The sequence below is a fragment of the Streptomyces curacoi genome, assembly GCF_001513975.1.
GTDB classification, from domain to species: Bacteria; Actinomycetota; Actinomycetes; order Streptomycetales; family Streptomycetaceae; genus Streptomyces; species Streptomyces curacoi.
In genome coordinates this window covers 1-23,954 of sequence record NZ_KQ947984.1, presented here as the reverse complement: position 1 = coordinate 23,954, position 23,954 = coordinate 1, and the positions used below count along the sequence as shown (strand labels likewise).

25 protein-coding genes are annotated in these 23,954 nt (G+C 70.3%); 15 read left to right on the top strand and 10 right to left on the bottom strand.

All coding sequences use genetic code 11. The annotated features are described in order from the left end of the window. The first annotated feature begins 13 nt into the window (after nucleotides 1–13). The 3 genes from fabG to AQI70_RS00110 all read left to right on the top strand — a co-directional run bounded on the left by fabG (nucleotide 14) and on the right by AQI70_RS00110 (nucleotide 2,004). The gene (gene fabG, locus AQI70_RS00120; protein ID WP_004002313.1) at nucleotides 14–718 is read left to right on the top strand and encodes a 3-oxoacyl-[acyl-carrier-protein] reductase; all 705 of its coding nucleotides are present in this window, start codon (nucleotides 14–16) and stop codon (nucleotides 716–718) included. A gap of 5 nt (nucleotides 719–723) precedes the next feature. Further along, nucleotides 724–1,491 (top strand): enoyl-ACP reductase FabI, encoded by a 768-nt coding sequence (gene fabI, locus AQI70_RS00115; RefSeq protein WP_062142324.1) that lies wholly within the window; start codon nucleotides 724–726, stop codon nucleotides 1,489–1,491. A gap of 162 nt (nucleotides 1,492–1,653) precedes the next feature. Continuing rightward, nucleotides 1,654–2,004 carry a hypothetical protein gene (locus AQI70_RS00110; RefSeq protein WP_062142321.1) on the top strand — a complete coding sequence of 117 codons (351 nt, stop codon included), beginning with the start codon at nucleotides 1,654–1,656 and terminating at the stop codon, nucleotides 2,002–2,004. On the opposite strand, the gene AQI70_RS00105 is transcribed toward AQI70_RS00110, so the two are convergent. Next, complete coding sequence (locus AQI70_RS00105; RefSeq protein ID WP_062142319.1) at nucleotides 1,982–2,674, bottom strand: FadR/GntR family transcriptional regulator; 693 nt, start codon at nucleotides 2,672–2,674, stop codon at nucleotides 1,982–1,984. The genes AQI70_RS00110 and AQI70_RS00105 overlap by 23 nt on opposite strands. A 70-nt stretch (nucleotides 2,675–2,744) precedes the next feature. On the opposite strand from AQI70_RS00105, the gene AQI70_RS00100 reads away from it, so the two are divergent. From AQI70_RS00100 to AQI70_RS00090, 4 genes are all read left to right on the top strand, one after another. After that, the gene (locus AQI70_RS00100) at nucleotides 2,745–4,040 is read left to right on the top strand and encodes a CynX/NimT family MFS transporter (protein ID WP_062142318.1); all 1,296 of its coding nucleotides are present in this window, start codon (nucleotides 2,745–2,747) and stop codon (nucleotides 4,038–4,040) included. Nucleotides 4,041–4,089: 49 nt separating this feature from the next. Next, nucleotides 4,090–4,209, top strand: a complete 120-nt coding sequence (locus tag AQI70_RS40565) for an SGM_5486 family transporter-associated protein (protein ID WP_086026059.1) — start codon at nucleotides 4,090–4,092, stop codon at nucleotides 4,207–4,209. Between the two features lie 194 nt (nucleotides 4,210–4,403). Further along, nucleotides 4,404–4,610, top strand: a complete 207-nt coding sequence (locus tag AQI70_RS00095; RefSeq protein WP_062144843.1) for a hypothetical protein — start codon at nucleotides 4,404–4,406, stop codon at nucleotides 4,608–4,610. A 65-nt stretch (nucleotides 4,611–4,675) separates the two neighbouring features. After that, nucleotides 4,676–5,194, top strand: coding sequence for a SixA phosphatase family protein (locus AQI70_RS00090; protein ID WP_062142315.1), 519 nt, complete (start codon nucleotides 4,676–4,678; stop codon nucleotides 5,192–5,194). A gap of 77 nt (nucleotides 5,195–5,271) precedes the next feature. On the opposite strand, the gene serB is transcribed toward AQI70_RS00090, so the two are convergent. Both serB and AQI70_RS00080 read right to left on the bottom strand, forming a co-directional pair. Then, complete coding sequence (gene serB, locus AQI70_RS00085; protein WP_062142314.1) at nucleotides 5,272–6,483, bottom strand: phosphoserine phosphatase SerB; 1,212 nt, start codon at nucleotides 6,481–6,483, stop codon at nucleotides 5,272–5,274. Then, entirely contained in the window at nucleotides 6,480–8,726 is a 2,247-nt protein-coding gene (locus tag AQI70_RS00080; protein ID WP_244181423.1) for a streptophobe family protein, read from the bottom strand. The genes serB and AQI70_RS00080 overlap by 4 nt, the downstream gene beginning before the upstream one ends. A 240-nt stretch (nucleotides 8,727–8,966) precedes the next feature. Here AQI70_RS00080 and AQI70_RS00075 point away from each other — a divergent pair, with 240 nt between their 5' ends. Further along, nucleotides 8,967–11,549, top strand: coding sequence for an ABC transporter ATP-binding protein/permease (locus AQI70_RS00075; RefSeq protein ID WP_208607262.1), 2,583 nt, complete (start codon nucleotides 8,967–8,969; stop codon nucleotides 11,547–11,549). Between the two features lie 124 nt (nucleotides 11,550–11,673). Here the strand turns inward: AQI70_RS00075 and AQI70_RS00070 are convergent, their stop codons facing one another. From AQI70_RS00070 to AQI70_RS00060, 3 genes are all read right to left on the bottom strand, one after another. After that, the gene (locus AQI70_RS00070; protein ID WP_062142310.1) at nucleotides 11,674–12,441 is read right to left on the bottom strand and encodes a transglycosylase SLT domain-containing protein; all 768 of its coding nucleotides are present in this window, start codon (nucleotides 12,439–12,441) and stop codon (nucleotides 11,674–11,676) included. Between the two features lie 297 nt (nucleotides 12,442–12,738). Then, complete coding sequence (locus AQI70_RS00065) at nucleotides 12,739–13,875, bottom strand: S-adenosylmethionine:tRNA ribosyltransferase-isomerase (RefSeq protein WP_208607261.1); 1,137 nt, start codon at nucleotides 13,873–13,875, stop codon at nucleotides 12,739–12,741. Then, nucleotides 13,872–14,570 carry an SDR family NAD(P)-dependent oxidoreductase gene (locus tag AQI70_RS00060; RefSeq protein WP_062142307.1) on the bottom strand — a complete coding sequence of 233 codons (699 nt, stop codon included), beginning with the start codon at nucleotides 14,568–14,570 and terminating at the stop codon, nucleotides 13,872–13,874. The genes AQI70_RS00065 and AQI70_RS00060 overlap by 4 nt, the downstream gene beginning before the upstream one ends. A 327-nt stretch (nucleotides 14,571–14,897) precedes the next feature. Between AQI70_RS00060 and AQI70_RS00055 the strand changes: the two genes are divergently transcribed. From AQI70_RS00055 to AQI70_RS00045, 3 genes are all read left to right on the top strand, one after another. Further along, on the top strand, nucleotides 14,898–16,043 hold the full coding sequence (locus tag AQI70_RS00055; RefSeq protein ID WP_062142305.1) for a GAF domain-containing sensor histidine kinase: 1,146 nt from the start codon (nucleotides 14,898–14,900) through the stop codon (nucleotides 16,041–16,043). Then, entirely contained in the window at nucleotides 16,036–16,677 is a 642-nt protein-coding gene (locus AQI70_RS00050) for a response regulator (RefSeq protein ID WP_062142304.1), read from the top strand. Before AQI70_RS00055 ends, AQI70_RS00050 begins: the two co-directional genes overlap by 8 nt. Nucleotides 16,678–16,846: 169 nt before the next feature. Further along, nucleotides 16,847–17,092 (top strand): chaplin, encoded by a 246-nt coding sequence (locus AQI70_RS00045; RefSeq protein ID WP_062142302.1) that lies wholly within the window; start codon nucleotides 16,847–16,849, stop codon nucleotides 17,090–17,092. 158 nt (nucleotides 17,093–17,250) lie between these two features. On the opposite strand, the gene AQI70_RS00040 is transcribed toward AQI70_RS00045, so the two are convergent. Beyond that, a complete protein-coding gene (locus AQI70_RS00040) occupies nucleotides 17,251–18,039 on the bottom strand; it encodes a hypothetical protein (protein WP_079051087.1) in 789 nt (262 codons plus the stop codon). A gap of 137 nt (nucleotides 18,040–18,176) precedes the next feature. Here AQI70_RS00040 and AQI70_RS00035 point away from each other — a divergent pair, with 137 nt between their 5' ends. From AQI70_RS00035 to AQI70_RS00025, 3 genes are all read left to right on the top strand, one after another. Beyond that, nucleotides 18,177–18,974, top strand: coding sequence for an ABC transporter ATP-binding protein (locus tag AQI70_RS00035; RefSeq protein ID WP_062142298.1), 798 nt, complete (start codon nucleotides 18,177–18,179; stop codon nucleotides 18,972–18,974). A 94-nt stretch (nucleotides 18,975–19,068) separates the two neighbouring features. Further along, entirely contained in the window at nucleotides 19,069–19,500 is a 432-nt protein-coding gene (locus tag AQI70_RS00030) for an NfeD family protein (RefSeq protein WP_079051086.1), read from the top strand. Between the two features lie 133 nt (nucleotides 19,501–19,633). After that, nucleotides 19,634–20,581, top strand: coding sequence for an SPFH domain-containing protein (locus AQI70_RS00025; RefSeq protein ID WP_062142294.1), 948 nt, complete (start codon nucleotides 19,634–19,636; stop codon nucleotides 20,579–20,581). Between the two features lie 141 nt (nucleotides 20,582–20,722). On the opposite strand, the gene AQI70_RS00020 is transcribed toward AQI70_RS00025, so the two are convergent. From AQI70_RS00020 to AQI70_RS00010, 3 genes are all read right to left on the bottom strand, one after another. Then, nucleotides 20,723–21,229, bottom strand: coding sequence for an HNH endonuclease (locus AQI70_RS00020; protein WP_062142292.1), 507 nt, complete (start codon nucleotides 21,227–21,229; stop codon nucleotides 20,723–20,725). A gap of 146 nt (nucleotides 21,230–21,375) precedes the next feature. Continuing rightward, a complete protein-coding gene (locus AQI70_RS00015; RefSeq protein WP_062142290.1) occupies nucleotides 21,376–21,915 on the bottom strand; it encodes a YbhB/YbcL family Raf kinase inhibitor-like protein in 540 nt (179 codons plus the stop codon). A 43-nt stretch (nucleotides 21,916–21,958) separates the two neighbouring features. Further along, on the bottom strand, nucleotides 21,959–22,741 hold the full coding sequence (locus tag AQI70_RS00010; protein ID WP_062142288.1) for a sporulation protein: 783 nt from the start codon (nucleotides 22,739–22,741) through the stop codon (nucleotides 21,959–21,961). A gap of 139 nt (nucleotides 22,742–22,880) precedes the next feature. Between AQI70_RS00010 and AQI70_RS00005 the strand changes: the two genes are divergently transcribed. Next, nucleotides 22,881–23,531: a DNA-3-methyladenine glycosylase gene (locus AQI70_RS00005; protein ID WP_062142286.1), complete on the top strand. Its 651-nt coding sequence runs from the start codon at nucleotides 22,881–22,883 to the stop codon at nucleotides 23,529–23,531. Nucleotides 23,532–23,954: the final 423 nt, after the last annotated feature.

Below are 23,954 nucleotides of genomic sequence, written 5' to 3'. Positions count from 1 at the left end.
AAAGGGTGATCCGTTGAGCCGCTCGGTTCTCGTCACCGGAGGCAACCGGGGCATCGGCCTCGCCATCGCCCGCGCTTTCGCCGACGCCGGCGACAAGGTCGCGATCACGTACCGCTCGGGTGAGCCGCCGGCCGGCTTCCTGGCCGTCAAGTGCGACATCACCGACACCGAGCAGGTGGAGCAGGCCTACAAGGAGATCGAGGCCGAGCACGGCCCGGTCGAGGTTCTGATCGCCAACGCCGGCATCACCAAGGACCAGCTCCTGATGCGCATGTCCGAGGAGGACTTCACCTCGGTCATCGACACCAACCTCACCGGCGCCTTCCGCGTGGTCAAGCGCGCCAACCGGGGCATGCTGCGCGCCAAGAAGGGCCGTGTCGTCCTGATCTCGTCGGTCGTCGGCCTGTACGGCGGCCCCGGCCAGGCCAACTACGCCGCCTCCAAGGCCGCCCTGGTCGGCTTCGCGCGCTCCCTCGCCCGTGAGCTGGGCTCGCGCAACATCACCTTCAACGTCGTCGCGCCCGGCTTCGTCGACACCGACATGACCAAGGTGCTCACCGACGAGCAGCGCGCGAACATCGTGTCGCAGGTGCCGCTCGGCCGGTACGCGCAGCCGGAGGAGATCGCCGCGGCGGTGCGGTTCCTCGCCTCGGACGACGCCTCGTACATCACTGGAGCCGTCATCCCCGTTGACGGCGGACTGGGAATGGGTCACTGATCACCATGAGCGGAATTCTCGAGGGCAAGCGCGTCCTGATCACCGGTGTGCTGATGGAGTCCTCCATCGCCTTCCACGCCGCCAAGCTGGCCCAGGAGCAGGGCGCGGAGATCATCCTGACCGCCTTCCCGCGGCCCACGCTGACCGAGCGCATCGCCAAGAAGCTGCCGAAGCCCACCAAGGTCATCGAGCTCGACGTGACCAACGACGAGCACCTCGGGCGCCTGGCCGACATCGTCGGCGAGGAGCTCGGCGGCCTCGACGGCGTCGTGCACTCCATCGGCTTCGCCCCGCAGGACGCCCTCGGCGGCAACTTCCTCAACACGCCGTTCGAGTCGGTCGCGACGGCCATGCACGTCTCGGCGTACTCCCTGAAGTCGCTGACCATGGCCTGCCTGCCGCTGATGCAGAACGGCGGCTCGGTCGTCGGCCTCACCTTCGACGCCCAGTACGCCTGGCCGCAGTACGACTGGATGGGCCCGGCCAAGGCCGCCCTGGAGGCCACCAGCCGCTACATGGCCCGCGACCTGGGCAAGCAGAACATCCGCTGCAACCTCATCTCCGCCGGCCCCATCGGCTCCATGGCCGCCAAGTCCATCCCGGGCTTCGCCGACCTGGCCTCCGTGTGGGACTCCCGCTCCCCGCTGGAGTGGGACCTGAAGGACCCCGAGCCGGCCGGCCGCGGCATCGTCGCCCTGCTGAGCGACTGGTTCCCGAAGACCACCGGCGAGATCATCCACGTGGACGGCGGCCTGCACGCCATCGGCGCCTGATCCTCCGGTACGTCGTCGACGCCCCGTTTCCCGCACCGCGCGGGGAGCGGGGCGTCACCCGTTCGGCCTACCAGTCCGGGCGGGGGAGACCCACAACTGCGCACTCTGGACTAAGCGTTCACCACGCGAGCCCCTCCCCAGCACGGCCGAGGAGGTCCCCTTGTGCGCTTGTCCCGCCGCCTGGCCTCAACGACCGTCGCCGTCGCTCTCGTCCTGCTGGTGTCGTACGAGGCGATACCCCACGCGCGCGTGCACGCCGCGGAAACGGAGCCGGAGGAACTGTTCGGCGCCGCGTGCCGGATCCGCGTCACCGGCTCCCATGTGACCGCGTACTGCCACAACCCGTATCCGGAGACCGACCGGGTGAGCCTGCACGTCGAGTGCGCCCGCTGGTGGGACCTCGACAGCGACAGCTCCCCGGTGAACGCCGCGCCCGCGCAGACGGTACGGCTGACCGGGCGCTGCTGGAAGGAAGTCGGCTCGGTGTGGATCAGCCACCGGCGGGGGAGCTGAACCGCCCCGGACGGCACAGGAACGGATAGCTCGCCGCCTCCGCCGCGGCCGCCGTCGCGTCGCCCGCGCGGATCGCGTCGACCAGCCGCCCGTGGTCCATGTACGTCTCCGGAGTCAGCTCCTCGCCGACGTCCTCGCGCAGCCAGTCCCGCAGCACCTCGCCGAGGTCGGCGTACATCGCGCTCATCACGTCGTTGTGGGAGGCCGCCACCACCGCCAGATGGAAGGTCGCGTCGGCCGTCACGAACGCCTCCGCGTCGCCCGACTCCCAGGCCTCCTCCCGCCGCACCAGCAGCGTGTCCAGCTGCTTGAGATCCCTCTCGGTGCGCCGCTCGGCGGCCAGCCTCGCGGCGGCCGACTCCAGCGTGGAGCGCAGCTCGGCGATGTGCCGGGGGTCGGCGTCGGCGAAGCGGCGGTGCATCACGCCGGCCAGCTCGCTGGTCGCCACGACATAGGTGCCCGAGCCCTGGCGGATGTCCAGCAGGCCGTTGTGCGCGAGCGCGCGGACCGCCTCGCGGACCGTGTTGCGGGCCACGCCGAGCTGCTCGACCAGCTCGGGCTCCGTCGGGATGCGGGAGCCGACCGGCCATTCGCCCGAGGCGATCTGGTTCCGCAACGCCGCGATGACCTGCTCGGACAGCGCCGAGCGGCGGGGGTGGCTCAGGGGCATGGCACACCTTCGCACGGGAGGGCCGGGACCGGGCGGCCCGGGGGTGTACAGCCAATCATCCCATGATTCTATGATGGGTCGCATGGCAAGCGAGGAAACCCGGACGGTGACGTCCATGCGGATACGCACCCCTGAAGCGCACACCACCCCGGCGCCCGCCACGCGCGCGTGGACGATGCGGCTGCTGGTGCTCGGCATCGTGCTGACCGCCCTGAACCTCCGCCCCGCCATCACCAGCCTCGGCGCCCTCCTGGAAGAAGTCCGCGACGGGCTCGGCATGAGCGGCAGCGTGGCCGGACTGCTCACCTCAGTGCCCCCGCTCTGCTTCGCCGTCTTCGGCGTCATGGCCCCACGGCTGGCCCGCCGCTTCGGCCCCGGCGCGGTGGTGTGCGCCGGCATGGCCGCCATCACCGCGGGCCTGCTGCTGCGCCCGTACGTCGGCAGCACGGCCGGCTTCCTGGCCGCCAGCGCCCTCGCCCTGATGGGCATCGCCGTCAGCAACGTCCTGATGCCGGTCATCGTCAAGCGCTGGTTCCCGGACCGGGTCGGCTCCATGACCGGCCTGTACTCGATGGCCCTCGCCCTCGGCACCTCGGCGGCGGCCGCGGTGACCGTGCCGATGACCGAAGCGCTGGGCGGCAGTTGGCAGACCGGCCTCGCGGTGTGGGCGGGGCTGGCCGCGGCGGCCGTACTGCCGTGGCTGCCGTTCGTACGGGAGCGGGGCGCGAGGCCGGCCGAGCAGCCGGCGGCGCGGCAGGAGCACGCGCGCGAGGAGCCGGCTCTGCGCATCACCCGCAGCCGTACCGCCTGGGCGCTCGCCGTCTTCTTCGGGCTCCAGGCCACCGCCGCCTACATCACGATGGGCTGGATGGCGCAGATCTTCCGGGACGCGGGCGTGCCCGCGTCCACGGCCGGGCTGCTGCTCGCCGTCACGATGGTCATGGGAGTGCCGCTGGCCTTCGTCATCCCGCGCGTGGCCACCCGGCTGCCGCACCAGGGCCCGATCGTCCTCGTGATCGGCGTCTGCGGGCTCGCGGGCTACGCCGGCCTGTACTTCGCTCCGGCCGGCGGCGCCTGGGTCTGGGCGGTGCTGCTCGGCGTCTCCAACTGTGCCTTCCCGCTGGCCCTCACCATGGTCGGGATGCGGGCCAGGACCGGCGCGGGCGTCGCCCAGCTGTCCGCCTTCGCGCAGAGCACCGGCTATCTGCTCTCCATCCCGGGGCCGCTCCTGGTGGGCGTGCTCTACCAGCACAGCGGCGGCTGGGGGCTGCCGATCGCGCTCATGACCGGCCTCATGATCCCGCAGATGCTGGTGGGCGTCCTGGCCGGACGCGACCGCACCGTGGAGGACGAGGCGGCCCGCTGAGCCGCACCCCGGAGGGCCGCGCCGGGGCGGAGGGTGCGAGACTTGCCGTATGTCGCCAGTGCTCGACCCGAACCCCCAGAACGGCCAGAAGAAGATGCTGCTCGTCTTCGGCGCCTTCTTCGCCATCTTCGTGATCATCGGCATCATCGCGACGGTCGCCTCGCCCTGACGGGCGGCTCGACGCCCGCCGCGCTGACGTGTGCCGTAGTACCGATGGTGGGGCTGGCACCCCCATCCCCTAGGGGGCGAGTGTCAGGGTCAACTGGGTGGATCACCGGATGGGTCGAGGGCCGAGGATTCCGTAGCTTCGAGGTGTGGCCGCGAGAGGCGGACACGGACCGCTCGAAGACCTACGGAGGCATCATGTCGGCCCGCATGCACACCTCGCCCCACCCGGCGTCCACGGGCCGTTCCGGCGTCCGGCTGCCCTGGTGGGCCCTGGCCCTGCCGACCCTCGCCTTCATCACTTTGTTGACGCTGATACTGAATCCGTCCGAGGCGCACGCGGCGACCGCCGAGCCCGCGATCACCCAGCTCTTCGAGCGCATACAGCAGCTGATCATGCGCTGAGCACGGCCGGAGCCGCACGTCAACTCCCTGCGCCGCATGGCCTGTTTCATGCGAAGCTGGGTCTCATGAGCGTCGCAGAACCCCGCAGGATTGTCCTCTTCCGGCATGCGAAAGCCGACTGGCCCCAGGTGACCGACCATGAGCGGCCGCTCGCTGATCGGGGCCGAATGGACGCGGCAGAGGCCGGGCGCAGGCTGGCCGACACCGAGATCCCCTTCGATCTGGCCCTGTGCTCCACCGCGACCCGGACGCGCGAGACCTGGAAGCTCGCCGTCCATGAGTTCCCGCACCGGCCGAAAACCATCTACGAAGAGCGGGTCTACGAGGCCTCGCCCGGCGAACTGATCGCCGTGCTCAACGAAACCCCCGACGACGTGCAGAACGTCCTGCTGATCGGGCACAACCCGGGCGTGCAGGGGCTCGCCGACATCCTCTCCGGCTCGGCCGAGGGCGAAGCGCGCGAGCGCATGAGCCGCCGTGGGTTCCCGGCCGCCGCCTTCGCCGTGCTCTCCTTCAGCGGCATTTGGAAGACGCTGGAGCCGGGCGTGGCCACGCTGCTCGACTACTGGGCCCCCTCCGAGTGACGTGACCGACCCGCACGAAAGGGGCCCGGCGCCTTCGCGGTGCCGGGCCCCTTCGCATGGCGGCCGTCAGGGGCCGGTCACCCGACCTCGTCGTGCATGTCCGCGGCCTCGACCTCTTCACGGGTGACGCCCAGCAGATACAGCACCGTGTCCAGGAACGGCACGTTCACCGCGGTGTGCGCCGCCTCCCGCACCACCGGCTTGGCATTGAAGGCGACGCCCAGGCCGGCCGCGTTCAGCATGTCCAGGTCGTTGGCCCCGTCACCGACCGCCACCGTCTGCGACAGCGGCACCCCCGCCTCGGCGGCGAACCGGCGCAGCAGCCGCGCCTTGCCCGCCCGGTCCACGATCTCGCCGGTGACCCGGCCCGTCAGCTTCCCGTCGACGATCTCCAGGGTGTTCGCCTGGGCGAAATCGAGCCCGAGCCGCTCCTTCAGATCGTCGGTGACCTGGGTGAACCCACCCGAGACGACCCCCACCTGGTAGCCGAGCCGCTTCAGCGTACGGATCAGCGTGCGCGCACCCGGCGTCAGCCGCACCTCGCTGCGCACCTTCTCCACCACCGAGGCGTCCAGCCCCTCCAGCAGCGCCACGCGCGCGTGCAGGGACTGCTCGAAGTCCAGCTCGCCGCGCATCGCGGCCGCCGTCACCTCGGCCACCTTGTCCTCGCAGCCGGCGTGCGCGGCGAAGAGCTCGATCACCTCGTCCTGGATCAGCGTGGAGTCCACGTCCATGACGACCAGGCGCTGGGCGCGCCGGTGCAGACCGGCCGCGACGACCGCGATGTCGACACCGAGTGCCGCCGCGTCGGTCACCAGGGCGGTGCGCAGCGGCTCGGTCTCCACACCGGACACCGCGAACTCCACCGCCGTCACGGGGTACTTGGCGAGCCGGAAGATACGGTCGATGTTGCCGCCGGACTTGGTGATCCGGGCGGCGATCGCGGCCGTCGCCTCCGCGGTGAGGGGGTGCCCGAGCACGGTCACCAGCGACCGCCCGAGCCCACGGGGCCGGTTGTCGCCGCGGCCGGAGATGATCTCCGCCTGCATCTTCATCGACTCCGCCCAGCTGTGGACGGTCGCCCGCAGGTCACCCTCCAGGTCGGCCGGAGGCTGCGTCACGAGCGCGCACAGCGTGATCCGGCCACGGGTGACGACCTGCTCGATGTCGACCACATCGACGGAGTAGGCGGCCAGCGTGTCAAAGAGGCCGGCCGTGATGCCCGGCCTGTCCTTCCCGAAGATCTTGACGAGAAGGGTGGGGATGTCGGAGGTCTGCGAAGCGCTCATGGTGCTTCCACCGTATCCGGCACTCCGTGCCCGGTGCCCCTGAGGTCCGGCTGGCGGACACGGAACAGTGAGTGTCGGCCGGGTGGCGCGAGTCTTGCATTCCGGCCACGGCCGCACCGGTACCTGTGCGTCACCCTTGCGTCACCTGCGCGTCGCCGAGGATCACGAGCGTCCCCTCGGCTTCCGCGGGGGTGGGGGAGGGGAGGGCGGAGGAGGGGGTGGAGGGGGGGGGGGGGGGGGGGGGGGGGGGGGGGGCCGTCGCCCGTTCCGGACGACGACCGGTTCCCGCGCCGCTGTGGAGGCCGGGGTGACCTCGGGGGCGGGGCGAGGGGCCGCGCGACGGTGGGCGCGCCGTACATGTCGTCGCCGGCGGCGGGTGGTGCGTCAGCGGGTGGTGGTTCGGCGAGGTCCGACGGCTGTGCGCCCCCGGGCGGAAGCGTGCCCGCGGACGACCACGCGCCCCCGGATGCCCCCGCACCCCCGGACGGCGGGGCAGCGCCCGGCGGACGGGCGTCCTCCGGCTCGCGCAGCTCGTCGGGCCTGCGCAGGTACGGGTTGGTCGCCGGGTTCGGTGGCCGGTACGGCGTGCCGGGTGCGTACGGCCCGGACCGGCTCGCATACGGCGAGGCGCCGGCCTCCTCCGTCGCCGTGGCCGCCGTACCGGCACTTCCCGCCAGGCCCGCGGCATCCGCCCTCGCACCCGCCGCCGCCCCGGCACTCCGGGCCAGCGGTGCCGCCCGCACCCCCGCCGCCCCGGTCGCGCGCGCCGTCAGCGCCCCCACGGCACCCGCCCCCGCGCCCCAGGTCGCCCCGAGGAGCAACGCCATGCCCAGATTCGCCCGCAGTTCCACTCCGGCACCGAACGCGTCGAATCCCAGCACCGACAGCGAGGCGTCCACGGACACCTCCGTCAGCCAGGCGAGCAACGGCAGCGACAACGCCGTGGCGACCCCGAGCCGCAGCGCACACCGCCCGGCGAAACGAAGGGCACCGGGATCCGGTACACCTCCGGTACCCAGCCTTCCTGCGACGCCGGCTCCTGACGGCCGTACGACACCCGCACCGGGCCCTTCGCCCGCACCGGCTCCGGACGGCGGCACGCCCCAGGGCCCCCCTGCGCCAACCACCGGGGTCCGCACCGCCGTCAGCACCCCCGCAAGCAGCATCATCAGGGCCGTTGCGACGCCCAGCAGCCACACGCGTCCGTCCAGCTCGGCCAGGCGGCCCAGCGTCACCGACTGGTCGGTGCCGCCGTTCAGCAGGTCGTCCAACGGGTCGGGGAGGAGACCCGCCAGGACCCCCGTCGCCCTGCCGTCGAACGGTACGAAGAGGCCGATCGGGATGCCGAGCCACACGCCGTTCGGGGCGCCGAGCAGGGCGGCGCCGGCGATCCGTTTGGGGTGGTCGTCGCCGATCGCCGCGTACGCCGCCGCCGCGAACCCGGCCGCGACCGCCACCAGCACCACCGTGACGAGGGCGGACGCGGCGGGCCGTACGACGCGGTGCACGGCATCCCAGCCGCGCGGCAGCGGGGTACGGCGCGAGGCGAACAGGGCGATCAGCAGGATGCCGGCGCACCAGCCGATGCCGCCGAGCAGCGTCGGCGCCAGGTCCACGGTGAAGCCGACCGCCGCCTCCGCGTCGATGAGGTCGCCGATCTGATCGGGCAGCAGCCCGCCGATGTCCCCGATGTCACCCACCCCGGGGATCTCGATTCCGCCGCCGCCCCCACCGCCCCCGCCGCCACCTGGCAGGTCGTCGAGCCCCAGCGAGCTCCCGTCGATCGTGATGACGTCGTGCCCGGCCCAGGCCAGCCCGCCCAGCATCACCGCGAACAGCGCGACCACCGCGCCCGCGCGCGCGAGGAGTTCGGCCGACGCGATCACAACTCCCGCGCTGCGCAAGGACCGTAAGAAGAACCACGACAGCAGCACCGCGCCGACCAGGCTCACCCCCAGTGGCGTGATCTCGATGGCCGTCGACGCCTCCGCGCCCGTCAGCCCGAACGCGGACACATCACCGGACGGTGTGACGGAACCACCCGCCCCAAGAGCCACCAGCGCCGCGGTCATTGGCCCGAGGGAGCCCGCCGTGTCCGCCTCCAGCAGATGCAGACCGAGTGCCGCGGTGCCCGCCATCCCGATCAACGCCCAGCTCACGGCGGTGATCGCGGACAGCAGGACGTCCCCCCACGGCAGTCGTGTGCCGTGCCTCGCACTCTCGGTCTTCGTGGACGCGCTCATGGCAGACCCCCCGATCCGCGTCGCGGCCGGCTCGCCGCGCATGTCCCCCTCGCGTGGATTACCACTCTCCGGGCTGGTTTCAACCCCGTCAACGGAACCAGTCGATGCGGAGAAGCGTGCTCATCACAAGGCCCGACTTTCAGTCAGGGGGCGGAGCCTGAAATAGTTCCCGACGATGTTCGACATCCCTAGACTCCCTGCGATGGGGGTAACTCGGGGGACTACTCAGTGGGGCATGGAGTGCCGGAACTCGTACTGGAATTGAATGGACAAACCTGGACGCTCGACCCGTCCAGGCCCTACACCCTCGGACGCGATCCGCAGGGGGACATCGTGTTCGACGACGCCAGGGTGTCCTGGCGGCACGCCACGATCAGCTGGAGCGGCCGCGGTTGGGTTCTGGAGGACCACGGCAGCACCAACGGCACCTTCGTGCAGGGCCAGCGGGTCCACCACTTGGAGATCGGCCCGGGCATGGCCGTGCACCTGGGCAACGCGACCGACGGACCGCGCCTGAACCTCTCCGGCACCGCGGCCGCCGTCGCCTCGCCACAGGCCCAGCCGCAGCAGCCGCAGCAGCAGCCGTACGCCGCGCAGGGCGCGCAGGCCGGCTGGGCACAGCAGGCACCGGCGCACCAGGCTCCGGCCCACCAGGCTCCGCAGCACCAGGCACCGGCCCACCAGGTCCCGCAGCAGCAGGCGCCGCAGCCCGGCTGGCAGCAGCCGCAGCAGCCCGCCCCGCACATCCCGGCGCAGCAGGGCCCCGCTGGTGGCGCGGGGGCGCCGCCGGTCTACGGCGACCGCAGCCCCACCACGTTCCACCAGTTCGCCCTCGGCCGCGTCATGCGCATCGGCCGTGCCCTGGAGAACGACCTGGTCGTCTCCGACCTCCAGGTCTCCCGCCACCACGCCGAGTTCCACGCCACGCCCGACGGCCGCATGGAGATCCGCGACCTCGGCTCGCACAACGGCACGTACGTCAACGGCCAGCCGATCGCCAAGGGCGGCTCGGCGCTGCTCGGCCCGACGGACATCGTGGGCGTCGGCCACTCCACGTTCCGTATCGTCGGCGATCGCCTTGAGGAGTTCGTCGACACCGGTGAGGTCTCCTTCTCGGCCCGCCACCTGACCGTCACGGTCGACGGCGGCAAGCAGATCCTCAAGGACGTCTCCTTCGGCGTTCCGGAGAAGTCCCTCATCGCGGTCATCGGACCGTCCGGCTCCGGCAAGTCGACCCTGCTCAAGGCGCTGACCGGCTACCGCCCCGCCAACCAGGGCGACGTCCTCTACGACAACCGCAACCTCTACAAGCAGTTCGCCGAGCTGCGCCAGCGCATCGGTCTGGTCCCGCAGGACGACATCCTGCACAAGGAGCTGACCGTCAAGAAGGCCCTGAAGTACGCGGCCAAGCTCCGCTTCCCGGCCGACACCACGGCCAAGGAACGCGAGGCCCGCATCGACGAGGTGCTGCGCGAGCTCAAGCTGGACATCCACAAGGAGAAGAAGGTCACCTCCCTCTCCGGCGGCCAGCGCAAGCGTGTCTCCGTGGCCCTGGAGCTGCTCACCAAGCCGTCGCTGATCTTCCTCGACGAGCCGACCTCCGGCCTCGACCCGGGCATGGACCGCGATGTCATGCAGCTGCTGCGCGGCCTCGCCGACGACGGCCGTACGGTCCTCGTCGTCACCCACTCCGTGGCCGAGCTGGCGCTGTGCGACAAGCTCCTGGTGATGGCGCCGGGCGGTGCGGTCGCCTACTTCGGTCCGCCGGAGGAGGCGCTGAACTTCTTCGGCTACGACACCTGGGCCGATGTCTTCTCCGCCTTCGAGAACTACCGCGACTACGACTGGGCGGGCCGCTGGAAGGGCTCGCAGCATTACCAGATGTACGCCGCGGACATCGACGCGGTTGCTCCGCAGTCCGTACAGATGCCGCCGATGCAGGCGATGAAGCCGCCGAAGCCGCAGGGCTGGATGTCCCAGTTCCTGACCCTGGTGCGCCGCTACGTTTCGGTGATCGCCTCCGACAAGGGCTTCCTGGCCCTGATGGTGATCCTGCCGGCCGTCCTCGGCGCGGTGAGCCTGCTCATCGATGCGGACAAGGACCTGCTGGTCAACACGGAGGTGAACCCGAGGACCGGCCTGCCCGTCCCGAACGGCACCGCCACCACGGTGCTGCTGATCCTCGCGGTGGGCGCCTGCTTCGCCGGTGCCGCCAACTCCGTCCGTGAGCTGATCAAGGAACGGGTCATCTACGAGCGGGAGCGCGCGACCGGCCTGTCGCGGTCGGCGTATCTGATGTCCAAGGTGTTCGTGCTCGGTGTGATCACCGTGTTGCAGGGCCTGATGGTCGGTGTGATCGGTTTCTCCAGCCGCACGATCCCCGACGAGGGCCTGATCCTCGGCAATCTGACGCTCCTGGAGCTGTGCCTGCCGATCATGGCGCTGGGCTTCACCTCGATGATGTTCGGCCTGATCATCTCGGCCCTGGTCAAGACCGCCGAGAAGACCATGCCGCTGCTGGTCATGTTCGCGATCGTCCAGGTCGTGTTCACCGGCTGCCTGTTCGCCCTGAACGGCTCGATCGGCGTCAACCAGTTCTCGTTCCTGATGCCGTCGCGTTGGGCGGTCGCCGCCGCGGGCACCACGCTGGACTTCAACAGGATCAGCCCGCCCGCCAAGGGCGAGAGCAACGACCCGCTGTGGGAGCACACCGTCGGCGCCTGGACCATGGACATGCTCGCCCTGATCGCCCTCGGCGTGATCTGCGGCTTCTTCGTGGCCCGCTTCCTGCGCCGGCACGAGCCCGAGGTCATGCGCAAGTAGGTCGGAAAACCCAACCCGCCCGGGTGGGAGAGCACCGGGGCCGGAAAAGCATACGAAGCGCGGCACCCGTCAGGGGGTGCCGCGCTTCGGCTTGTCACTGAGCCCCGGAGGTCCGCCGTGGGCCTCAGTAAGCGCTGTTGACGTTGTCGATCGAGCCGTACCGGTCGGCCGCGTAGTTGGCGGCGGCGGTGAGGTTGGCGACCGGGTCGTACTGGCTCCAGGCCGTGCCCGGCACGTGGTAGGCGTCGAAGGTCGGCTTGATGACCTGCAGCAGACCGATCGACGGAACGCCGTTCTGGGCGTTGATGTCCCAGTTGTTGATGGCGTTCGGGTTGCCCGAGGACTCCCGCATGATGTTGCGGTACAGACCGTTGTAGGTGCCCGGGATGTCGTGCTTCTTCATGATGTCCAGGGCCTCGCGGATCCAGCCGTCGAGGTTGTTGGCGTAGCTCTTGGCGACGACCGACTTGACCTGGACGCGCTGCGTGGACCGGCTCGCGGCCTCCTTCGCCTTGCGCTCCGCCTCGGCCTTCTTGGCGGCCTCCTCGGCGGCCTTCTTCTTCGCGGCGGCCTCCGCGGCCTTCTTCTTCGCGGCTTCCTCGGCGGCGGCCTTCTTCTCGGCCTCGGCCTCGGCCTTCTTGGCCGCGATCTCCTCGGCCTTCACGCTGGCACCGGCGAGCTGGTCGGTGACGCTGGCCTTGACGTCCTTGATCTGCTCACTGCTGTACGCCACCTGGCCCGTGGGGGCCTCAGCCGTGGTCGTCCGGGCGTTGCCGGGGACGGCGGAGAAGGCGAGGGCGGCGGCGCCGAGCGTGGCGACACCGGCGATCGCGATCTTGTGCCGCTTGGTCAGCGCGCGACTGTGACCGCGGTTGTTGGTGTTTTTGAGCATGGCAGATGGACCTCTTCGAATAGCGGGAGGTCGCTCGTTGTCCGTCGGGGGACACGGGTGCTTCCGGCACAAACGCCGCGGGCGGAACCCGCGGCGCTGAGCGACGTCAGCCATTCTTAGCGGCCGCAAAATGGGCAGGCAAAGGTGTGACCTACGATCCTGGATAGTGGATCAGGGAGGGGCAAAATAGGACAGATGGGAGGGTCGGTCCCGCTCAAAAGGGGCGCTTTATCTCCTAATCCCCTTCGTATGTGATCTGAGCCCTATTGGCGGCCTCACATCGGCCAAGTAACAGCCTTACCGGCGGTTGCTGGAGCAATGCGCTGAGTGAGGGTTGTCAGCCGGGAGGATGAGATGCACGTCGCCGAACTCGTGCCACAGGTAGAGCCCGCGCAGCGCCGCCTCGTAGCTGCGGTCGATTGCGGCTCGGCCCGCGACCGCCTCCAGCATCAGCAGATGCGAGGCCTGAGGCTCGTGCAGCCCGGTCAGCAGCCCGTCCACCACCCGCACGCCCCGCTCCGGGGTCACGACGAGATCCGTCCACCCCTCATGCGCGCGTACGACTCCGTCGGCACCGGCCGCCGACTCCACGGCCCGCACGGCCGTCGTCCCGACGGCGACGACCCGGCCGTCCCCCGCCTGCACCGCGTTGATCAGCCGAGCCGACGCCTCCGACACCGCGAACCGCTCCGGGTACGGCGGCTCCTGCGCCTCCGCCGAGGCCACCCCGGTGTGCAGTGTGATCGGCGCGAACTGCACACCCCGGCTCACCAGCTCCGTCACCATCCGTACCGTGAAGGGCCGCGCCGCGCTCGGCATCTCCGCGCTGCCCGTCCCGTCGGCCGAGGGCAGCGCGAACACCGTCCGGTAGACGGACAAGGGCTGGTCCCGCTCCGTATAGGAGTACCGAATCGGCCGCCCGTGCTCACGCATCAGCCCGAGGATCACCGCCCCCGGATTGTCGGCCCGCTCCTCAAGGCCGGCGCCCCCAGCCCCCCGGACCCTGCCGACCCGCGCCCACCACAGCCGCTCGCTTCCCGCGCTCAGCGGCTCCTCCAGCACCAGCCGCACACCCCCGGGAAGCCGTACCTCAGTCCCCGCCGACCCGCCCGCACGCGCGCGCGTGGTGCCCCGCTCGTCTGGATCCCGCAGCTCGACGGCCCACCGCCCGTCGTCCCCACGCGTGGAGAAGTGCACCACCACGTCCCCGTGCCCGATCCGCCCGTCCACGGCGGCGGCCAGCGTCTCCGACGTGTTGACGACCAGGAGATCACCGGACCGCAGCACCCGCGGCAGCTCACCGAAGGCGTGGTGGGACACCTCGGTGCCACGCGATACCAGCAGCCGTACGGCATCCCGGTCCAGCCCGGGCCCACGCTGCTCGGCCGGGATCCGCGCCGACAGTTCCTCCGGTACCCGCAGCGAGACGGTCACCACGACTCCAGCAGCGCGGTCGCGGTGTACCGCCCGCTCGCCGGGCGCTTGTCGAGCAGCCGCAGGAAGGCAGGGGCGATCTCCTCGGGCGCCGGGGTCCCCGACAGATCCTCGTCGGGCTCGGCGGCGGCCAGCATGCTCGTACGCATCCCGCCCGGATCGACCCACCACACCCGCAGCCCCGGCTCCTCGACCGCCAGGACCGCCGACAACTGGTCCAGGGCCGCCTTCGTCGCCCCGTACGCGCCCCACGTCCGGTACGCCTCCGCCGCCGCGTCCGAGCTCAGATTGACCACCGCACCGGCCGACGCCGCGCGCAGCATCGGCAGCGCCTCCTGCAGCAGCCCCAGCGGCGCCACCACATTGGTCTCCAGAGCCGCCCGGAAGCCCTGCAGCGAATGGCCGTCGAGCCGTACGAGGGGCTCGGCGCCCAGGATCCCGGCGTTGTTCACCAGCAGATCCAGCCCGCCCAGCGCCCGCGCCGCGGCCACCACCGCGGCCCGGTGACCGGCGTCCGTGACGTCCCCGGGCAGGGCCGTCACGCGCGTGCCGTACGCGGACACGTCCTGCGCCGCCTCCCTGAGTCCCTCTGCTCCTCTGGCGTCGAGCACCAGATCCCAGCCGCGCGCGGCCAGCGCCTCGGCCAGCGCCCGCCCCAGCCCCTTCGAGGCGCCCGTGATGATCGCTACCGGCATGACAACCGTCCCCTCGTCCCGGGCCGCCGCCCATCGGCGGTGCGCCCAATGTAGGAACCGGGCCACCGCCCCCGCCTCGGACGCGGGCCGCAAACCCGCGGGGCCCTTCGTCCTACGCCGTGCAGCCGGGGCCTCTTGCCCTACGCCGTGCAGCCGGGGCCTCTTGCCCTAGGCCATGCAGCCGGGGCCCACGGCCACACGCCGCACCCCTGAGGCCTTTCGTCCGGCGCCGACCGAACCCGGGACCACAGCCCTAGGTCCCGCGCCCCACCCGGCCGCCGTCACAGGTCCGATCCGCCTGTCACACCCCGCCGGTACCGTGAGGGCATGAGTCAAAGGCCCAGGTCCGGCCTGGCGGCGGTGAGCTCCGCGCTGCTGGCCATGAGCAGGCATCTCGAGGTGCGCGACGTCCTCAAGACGATCGTCGCCTCGGCCCGCGAGCTGCTCGACGCGCAGTACGCCGCGCTCGGCGTCCCGGACGACCACGGCGGCTTCGCCCAGTTCGTGGTCGACGGCGTCAGCGACGAGCAGTGGAAGGCCATCGGCCCGCTCCCGCGTCAGCACGGCATCCTCGCCGCCATGCTCCAGGAGGCCAAGGTCGAGCGCCTCGCGGACGTCCGCAAGGACCCCCGCTTCGAGGGCTGGCCGTCGGCGCACCCCGACATGGCCGACTTCCTGGGCCTGCCGATCCGCGACGGCGACGAGGTCATCGGAGCACTGTTCCTCGCGAACAAGAACTGCCCGAAGCCGGAAGGCAGCTGCGGCTTCACCGAGGAGGACGAAGAACTCCTTTCCATCCTCGCCCAGCACGCCGCGATCGCCCTCACCAACGCCCGCCTGTACGAGCGCAGCCGCGAGCTGACCATCGCCGAGGAACGCTCGCGCCTCGCCCACGAACTGCACGACGCGGTCAGCCAGAAGCTGTTCTCCCTGCGCCTGACGGCCCAGGCGGCCACCGCCCTGATCGACCGTGACCCGTCCCGCGCCAAGGGCGAACTGCACCAGGTGGCCGCGCTCGCCGCCGAGGCCGCCGACGAACTGCGCGCCGCGGTCGTCGAGTTGCGCCCCGCCGCCCTCGACGAGGATGGCCTCGTCGCCACCCTGCGCACCCACATCCAGGTCCTCGACCGCGCCCACACCGCGCGCGTGACCTTCGCCGGCCGCGGCGTGAAGGCCCTGCCCTCCGCCCAGGAGGAGGCCGTCCTGCGCGTCGCCCAGGAGGCGCTGCACAACGCCCTGCGGCACTCCGGAGCCGAGCACGTCGACGTGATCCTGGACCGGCGCGGCAGCGGAGCAGTCCTGCGTGTGACGGACGACGGCAGCGGCTTCGACCCCAAGGCGATACGCCGCGCCGGACGCCACCTCGGCCTGGTCTCCATGCGGGACCGGGCGAGCGGGGTCGGCGGCACGCTGACCGTGGAATCGGCGCCCGGCAAGGGCACCATGATCGAGATGGAGGTCCCCGGTGGCTGACGCAATCAAGGTGCTGCTCGTCGACGACCACCAGGTGGTCCGCCGTGGCCTGCGCACCTTCCTGGAGGTGCAGGACGACATCGAGGTCGTGGGCGAGGCAGCCGACGGCGCCGAGGGCGTGGCCCGCGCCGAGGAACTGAAGCCCGACGTCGTGCTGATGGACGTCAAGATGCCCGGCATGGACGGCGTGGAGGCACTCCGCAAGCTGCGCGAACTGGACAACCCCGCGCGCGTGCTGGTCGTCACCAGCTTCACCGAACAGCGCACGGTCATCCCGGCCCTGCGCGCGGGCGCCGCCGGGTACGTCTACAAGGACGTGGACCCCGACGCGCTCGCCGGAGCCATCCGCTCCGTCCACGCCGGCCACATCCTGCTCCAACCCGAGGTCGCGGGCGCCCTGTTGTCCCAGGAGGAGGCCAATTCGGGGCAGGGGAGGGCGGGGTCCCTGACCGATCGGGAGCGTGAGGTGCTGGGCCTGATAGCGGACGGCCGCTCCAACCGCGAGATCGCCCGCGCCCTGGTGCTCTCGGAGAAGACCGTCAAGACGCACGTCTCGAACATCCTGATGAAGCTCGACCTGGCGGACCGCACCCAGGCCGCGCTGTGGGCCGTTCGCCATGGCGTGACCGGCTGAAACGCTCTGCGCAGGACGTCACTGTCGGCAATACGGAGGGTTCCGCTCCGGACTGAGATTCATACCGTCGTGGGAATGTCCCCCAGATGGCGCATCCTTCGTGGATCTCCGCCGTTCTCCATGGCGTGCTGCGGCGACTGCCGCGGCAATCGCAAGGAGGGCTCAGAAAGTGAAGAACCTGAAGAAGGCAGCGGCCGTGACGATGGTGGCGGGTGGCCTGCTGGCCGCCGGTGCCGGAATGGCCTCCGCCACCAGCGGCGCGCACGCCGACGGCCAGGCCGTGAACTCCCCGGGCGTCGCCTCGGGCAACGTCGTCCAGGTCCCGGTGGACGTCCCGGTCAACGTCTCGGGCAACACCGTGAACGTCGTCGGCGTGCTGAACCCCGCCTTCGACAACCTGGCCGTCAACCACTGACGTCCGCTGACTTCTGCCGCAAAGCGAGCAGTGACCTCCGGCCTCCCGGTGCTACCGGGAGGCCGGTCAGTTTTGCCGGGACAAGGGGCAACCTGTAGCGCCGGGCTGCGCACCCACCCCCGCCCAGCCCTCGCGCCGGGCACCAGCTCAGCCCACGCTCAGCGCACGCCCCTCTCCCGCTCCTCCACATACGCGTTGTACGCGGCCACCTGCGCCCGCCGAGCCACCCGCTCCACCGGCCGCAACGCCTCAGCCCGCGCCGCCATCTCAGCGGAGCTGACCGCACCCCCATGCCCGTTCTCATGGGCCAGCGAGACCAGCAACCCCACCCGCTGCGCAAGCTCCAGCACCCGCACCGCCCGCGGCGGATAGCCCGGAGCCAACACCTCCCGCCCCCGCTCGGCCCGCGCCCGATACGCATCGATCGCCGCCTCGGCCACCGGCCCGGCCCCCGCCACATCCAGCCGCGACAGCACCTCGGTCGCCTCCCGCAGGGCCTCCGCCAGTTCCCGCTCGGCCTCACCCAGCGACGGCACATCCGCGGGCGGCGCCTCCCGCACCGGCAGCACATGCCAGACCACCTCGACATGCACATCGCCCTCGGGCCCGGCCTCGTACACCTCCGGCACGAGCCCGAACGCGGCGCCGTGACAGACCACCGCCTCCTCGGCATCCATCGCCCGCGCATTGAACTCCGCGGGCCCGCTCAACCCCAGCGGATGCCCCGGCGTGGGCAGCGCGACCCGCAGCCCGCCCACCCCGAGCGCCCGCAGCCGCCCCAGCGCCAGCGTGAGCCCGACCGGTGCCGACTCACCCGGCAGCCCCTCCACGCGGTGCACGGCATCGTCCCCGACGATCTCCAGCACAGCGTCATCCGGCGAGACAAGTCCGGCCAAAAGGGCATTTCCCCAAGCCGCAAGGCGTCCTGAACGTGGTTCCGAGAGCATGCCCCCACCCTAAGGACAGGACCGATGGAATGAAGCGCCCGACCGGTGGCGTAGATTCGTTGAGGGCTGCGCTCACAGGCGCACGCGACCACCGAGACGCCGAGACCGGTCACACTGCAAGGGGAGACAACGCGCTCATGAGCGATGTTCTGGAGCTTCAGGACGTATCCGTGGTCCGTGAGGGCCGGGCTCTGGTGGACCAGGTCTCCTGGTCGGTCAAGGAGGGCGAGCGCTGGGTCATCCTCGGCCCGAACGGCGCCGGCAAGACCACCCTCCTGAACGTCGCGTCCACCTACCTCTTCCCCAGCTCGGGCACCGCCAGCGTCCTCGGCGAGACCCTCGGCAAGCCCGGCACCGACGTCTTCGAGCTGCGCCCGCGCATCGGCATGGCCGGCATCGCCATGACCGAGAAGCTGCCCAAGCGCCAGACCGTTCTGCAGACCGTGCTGACCGCCGCGTACGGCATGACCGCCACCTGGAACGAGGACTACGAGGAGATCGACGAGCAGCGCGCCCGCGCCTTCCTCGACCGCCTCGGCATGAACGATTACCTCGACCGGAAGTTCGGCACCCTCTCCGAGGGCGAGCGCAAGCGCACCCTGATCGCCCGCGCCCTGATGGCCGACCCCGAGCTGCTCCTCCTCGACGAGCCCGCCGCCGGCCTCGACCTCGGCGGCCGCGAGGACCTCGTCCGCCGCCTCGGCCGCCTCGCCCGCGACCCGATCGCCCCCTCGATGCTCATGGTCACCCACCATGTCGAGGAGATCCCCCCGGGCTTCACCCACGTCCTGATGATCCGTCAGGGCAAGGTCCTCGCCGCCGGCCCGATGGAGCTCGAACTCACCTCCCGCAACCTCTCCCTCTGCTTCGGTCTTCCCCTCGTCGTCGAACAGGTTGGCGAGCGCTGGACCGCACAGGGCCTCCCGCTCTCCTGACCCGCCCCTTCACCCCGCAAAACCCCGGTAAGAAGGCGCTTTGGAACGATCGGCGCCCTGTCCGCGACAGGGCCCGCGGTCCTACCATGACCATGTGGAAATCGACGCGTGGGTTTGGTGGTTGATCGGCGCGGCAGCGCTCGGCATCGGGCTCGTGATCACCGCGATGCCCGAACTCGGCATGCTGGCGGTGGGCGCCGTCGCGGCCGCCCTGGTCTCCGGCATCTTCGGCGGCGGCGCCGTCGTCCAGGTCGTCACCTTCGTCATCGTCTCGACCGCACTCATCGCCGTCGTACGGCCCATCGCGAACCGACATCGCGCACGGGGGCCCCAACTCGCCACCGGAATCGAGGCATTGAAGGGCAAGCAGGCCGTCGTACTGGAGCGCGTCGACGCATCCGGCGGCCGGATCAAGCTCGCCGGAGAGGTCTGGTCGGCACGCTCCCTCGACACCGACCGCGCCTACGACGTAGGCCAGGAAGTGGACGTCGTGGACATCGAGGGGGCCACGGCGATCGTCATGTGACCTCGCACGACGTAAGTGGCGCGAACGCGCCACGGGCCACGCGACGGTCTGTCAGACTCGACCAGCAAGATCTTCAACAGCCATAAGATCTGCCGAAGTTGCCGCAGCGGAGAAGGGGTACGGGGAAACGACGATGGAACCGGTCATCATCGTCCTGATCATTCTGGTGGTGTTGGTCTTCATCGCCCTGATCAAGACGATCCAGGTCATCCCGCAGGCGAGCGCGGCCATCGTCGAGCGCTTCGGTCGCTACACGCGGACACTCAACGCGGGCCTCAACATCGTGGTCCCGTTCATCGACACCATCCGCAACCGCATCGACCTGCGCGAACAGGTCGTACCGTTCCCCCCGCAGCCGGTGATCACCCAGGACAACCTGGTCGTGAACATCGACACGGTCATCTACTACCAGGTGACCGACGCCCGCGCCGCCACCTACGAGGTCGCCAGCTACATCCAGGCGATCGAGCAGCTCACCGTCACCACCCTCCGCAACATCATCGGTGGCATGGACCTGGAGCGCACCCTGACCTCCCGCGAGGAGATCAACGCGGCCCTGCGCGGCGTCCTCGACGAGGCCACCGGCAAGTGGGGCATCCGCGTCAACCGCGTCGAACTCAAGGCGATCGAACCCCCCACCTCCATCCAGGACTCGATGGAGAAGCAGATGCGCGCCGACCGCGACAAGCGCGCCGCGATCCTCACCGCCGAAGGTACGCGCCAGGCCGCCATCCTCACTGCCGAAGGCGAGAAGCAGTCCCAGATCCTCCGCGCCGAAGGTGAGGCCAAGGCAGCCGCCCTGCGCGCGGAAGGCGAAGCCCAGGCGGTCCGTACGGTCTTCGAGGCCATCCACGCCGGAGACCCCGACCAGAAGCTCCTCTCCTACCAGTACCTCCAGATGCTCCCCAAGATCGCCGAGGGCGACGCCAACAAGCTCTGGATCGTCCCCAGCGAAATCGGCGACGCCCTCAAGGGCCTGTCCGGCGCGATGGGCAACCTGGGCGGCCTGGGCGGAGGCTCGGGCAACGGCACCTCCGGCAACAGCGGCACGGAACGCCGAGAGAAGCCGTCCATCGACTGACGACGTAGGAACGGCAGAACGACAATGGGCCCGCCTTCTTGACGAAGGCGGGCCCGAACGCCGCCAAGGTGCGCGGGGAACTGCGCGACAAGCCACGCACAACCTGCAGCCGACGAACCACTGAAGTCCTACGGCGACCAGTCAGGCCGCGTCCAGTGCCAGCCAATCCGGCAGCGCAGCAAGGTCGTCGGCCCCCAGCGACAGCAGCATCGCATCGGCCGGCGTCGGCTCGAACGGCTCCCGAAGCAATGGCATACCCGCCTGCTCAGGCGTCCTGTCAGCCTTCCGGTGATTGTCCTCCGCACAAGAGGCCACCGTGTTCAACCACGTGTCCTGCCCACCCTGCGACCGCGGCACCACATGGTCCACGGTCGTGGCCCTGCGCCCGCAGTACGCGCACCGGTGCCGGTCCCGCACCAGCACACCCCGCCTCGACCACGGCGCTTGTCTTCGGAACGGCACCCTCACGTACCTGCACAGACGGATCACCCGGGGCGCCGGTATGTCGACCGCGGCTCCACGCATACGCAACTCGGGGTGGGCCTGCTCGACGACGGCCTTGTCCTGAAGCACCAGAACGACGGCTCGGTTCAACGTCACCGTCGACAGCGGCTCGAAGCTCGCGTTCAGTACCAGCGTGTCCCGCATGACCAGCCCACCTCCCGTGTGCACCTGCCCACCCCCTGGCGGACTGGGATCAACTCTGGCCGGGCACGCCGAGATGGACAACGAAATAAAAAATGCCCGCCCCTGATCACTTCCAAGACCAGGGGCGGGCAAACGTTCCATGAACGTCAGGCTTCGGCGGGCACCTCGTACTCACCGATCACATGGGCACGCGCGATCGTGTGGAACCGCAGATTGAAACCGACGACGGCCGGGCTGGCATCCTCGTCCGGCCCGAGCTTCTCCTGGTCCACGGCGTACACCGTGAACACATACCGGTGCGGCCCGTCCCCGGCCGGCGGCGCGGCACCGCCGAAGTCCTTCGACCCGTAGTCGTTACGGGCCTGGATCGCGCCCTCCGGCAGACCCTCGAACTTGCCGCTGCCCGCCCCAGCCGGCAGCTCGGTCACCGAGGCCGGGATGTCGAAGACGACCCAGTGCCAGAAGCCGCTGCCCGTAGGGGCGTCCGGGTCGTAGCAGGTCACGGCGAAGCTCTTGGTCTCGGCCGGGAAGCCCTCCCAGCGCAGCTGCGGCGAGGTGTTGCCGGCCGCGTAGACCTGAGCTTCCTTGAGGGTCCCGCCGTGCTCGACGTCCTCGCTCGTGACCGTGAACGACGGCACGGGCGGATGGAAGTCGTGGGGCAGCGGCCGCCTCTTGAGCTCGGTCACTTCGATACCTCCTGACGCGACAGTGGAATCAGCAGTTCCGAGCCTAGAACCAGTTGCGCTTGCTGCCGACCTCGGACAGCCACTGGTTGAGGTACGCCGCCCAGTCGGTCCCCTGGAAGTCGTTCAGGCCCACCTGGAACGACCGGAAGGTGTCGCTGCCCTCGCCGAACAGCCCCGGCTTCTTGTCCATTTCGAGGACGACGTCCATCGCGTTCTGATCCGCGACGAAGCTCAACTCGACCTGGTTGAGGCCACGGTACTGCTGCGGCGGGAAGAACTCGATCTCCTGGTAGAACGGCAGCTTCTGCCGCGTACCGCGGATGTGGCCGCGCTCCATGTCCGCGTTCTTGAAACGGAAGCCGAGCTGGATGAAGGCATCGAGGATCGCCTTCTGCGCGGGCAGGGGGTGCACGCTGACCGGGTCCAGGTCGGTGGAGTCCACGGCCCGCGCGATCGCCAGCTCGGTGCTCACACCGATGTTCATCCCCCGCAGCGCCTGACCGTCGATCATCGTGATCGGCGTCTCCCAGGGGATCTCCAGCCCGAAGGGCACCGCGTGCACGGCCCCGGCCTGCAGCTCGAAGGCACCACCGAGCGGCATCTTCGTGAACTCGATGTCCTGCTTGTACTCCGAGTCCTGGCTCTCGATCTCGACCCGCGCCTGCAGGCCCACGGACAGGCCCTCGATGTCCTGCTTCACGGATCCGCCCTGAATCCGCACCTCACCCTGGACGACACCGCCCGGAACGACGTTGACCTCCGTCAGCACCGTCTCGACCGAAGCACCGCCGGCCCCCAGGCTCGCGAGCAGCTTCTTGAACGCCATGTCTCTCCTCTTTTCAGAGTGGATCCTTGATCCCTATCAACGCGATCCGGCCGTGGCCGGTTCCGCGCCCCACCCTGGCAAGGCGCACGCCCCGTGACCACCCCGTTGCGACCACCCGTTTGCACTACCCTCGGACGGCATGATCGCGACCCCCGACCGTACGCCCCTTCCCCGGGACTTCTTCGACCGGCCCGTCCTGGAAGTCGCCCCCGACCTCCTGGGCCGCATCCTCGTACGCTCCACCCCGGACGGTCCGATCGCCCTACGCCTCACGGAGGTCGAGGCCTACGACGGCCCGAACGACCCCGGCTCCCACGCCTATCGCGGCCGTACGCCCCGCAACGACGTCATGTTCGGTCCGCCCGGGCACGTCTACGTCTACTTCACCTACGGCATGTGGCACTGCATGAACCTGGTCTGTGGCCCCGACGGCCGGGCGAGCGCGGTCCTGCTGCGCGCCGGCGAGATCGTCGAGGGCGCCGAGCTCGCCCGCAAACGGCGACTCTCGGCCCGGAACGACAAGGAACTGGCCAAAGGCCCGGCCCGCCTGGCCACGGCCCTGGACGTGGACCGGGCTCTGGACGGCACGGACGCGTGCGCCTCCGGCGAGACACCGCTGAGGATCCTCGCCGGCACCCCGACCCCCTCCGACCAGGTACGCAACGGCCCACGCACCGGCGTGGCCGGAGACGGCGGCAACGGAGACATCCACCCCTGGCGCTTCTGGATCGCCAACGACCCCACGGTCAGCCCTTATCGGGCCCATGCCCCGAGGCGCCGCCGAAGTTGACGCGCCTAGGCGAGAGGCGTAACGTAGCCCGAGCCGCTGAACCGGGTACTGCGCTAGTCAGCAGCCGGAGCGGCCAACCCACTACCTAGTGACAACCCCTCAGCGGGGTCGATTCTGGCGTGTCCGCACGCCCGAATTCGAATCCGCGAAGCCCGATTATGAACGGGCGGGGAAATCGGCTAACGTAGTGAATGTCGAAAGGCCGACGGGCGAAAGCCCAGGGGCTTACGGCAATCCCGCCGACAGGGAATCGGATCGAGAAAAGATCTGATAGAGTCGGAAACGCAAGACTGAAGGGAAGCGCCCGGAGGAAAGCCCGCGAGGGTGAGTACAAAGGAAGCGACCGTTCCTTGAGAACTCAACAGCGTGCCAAAAATCAACGCCAGATATGTTGATACCCCGTCTCCGGCCGGATCACCGGTT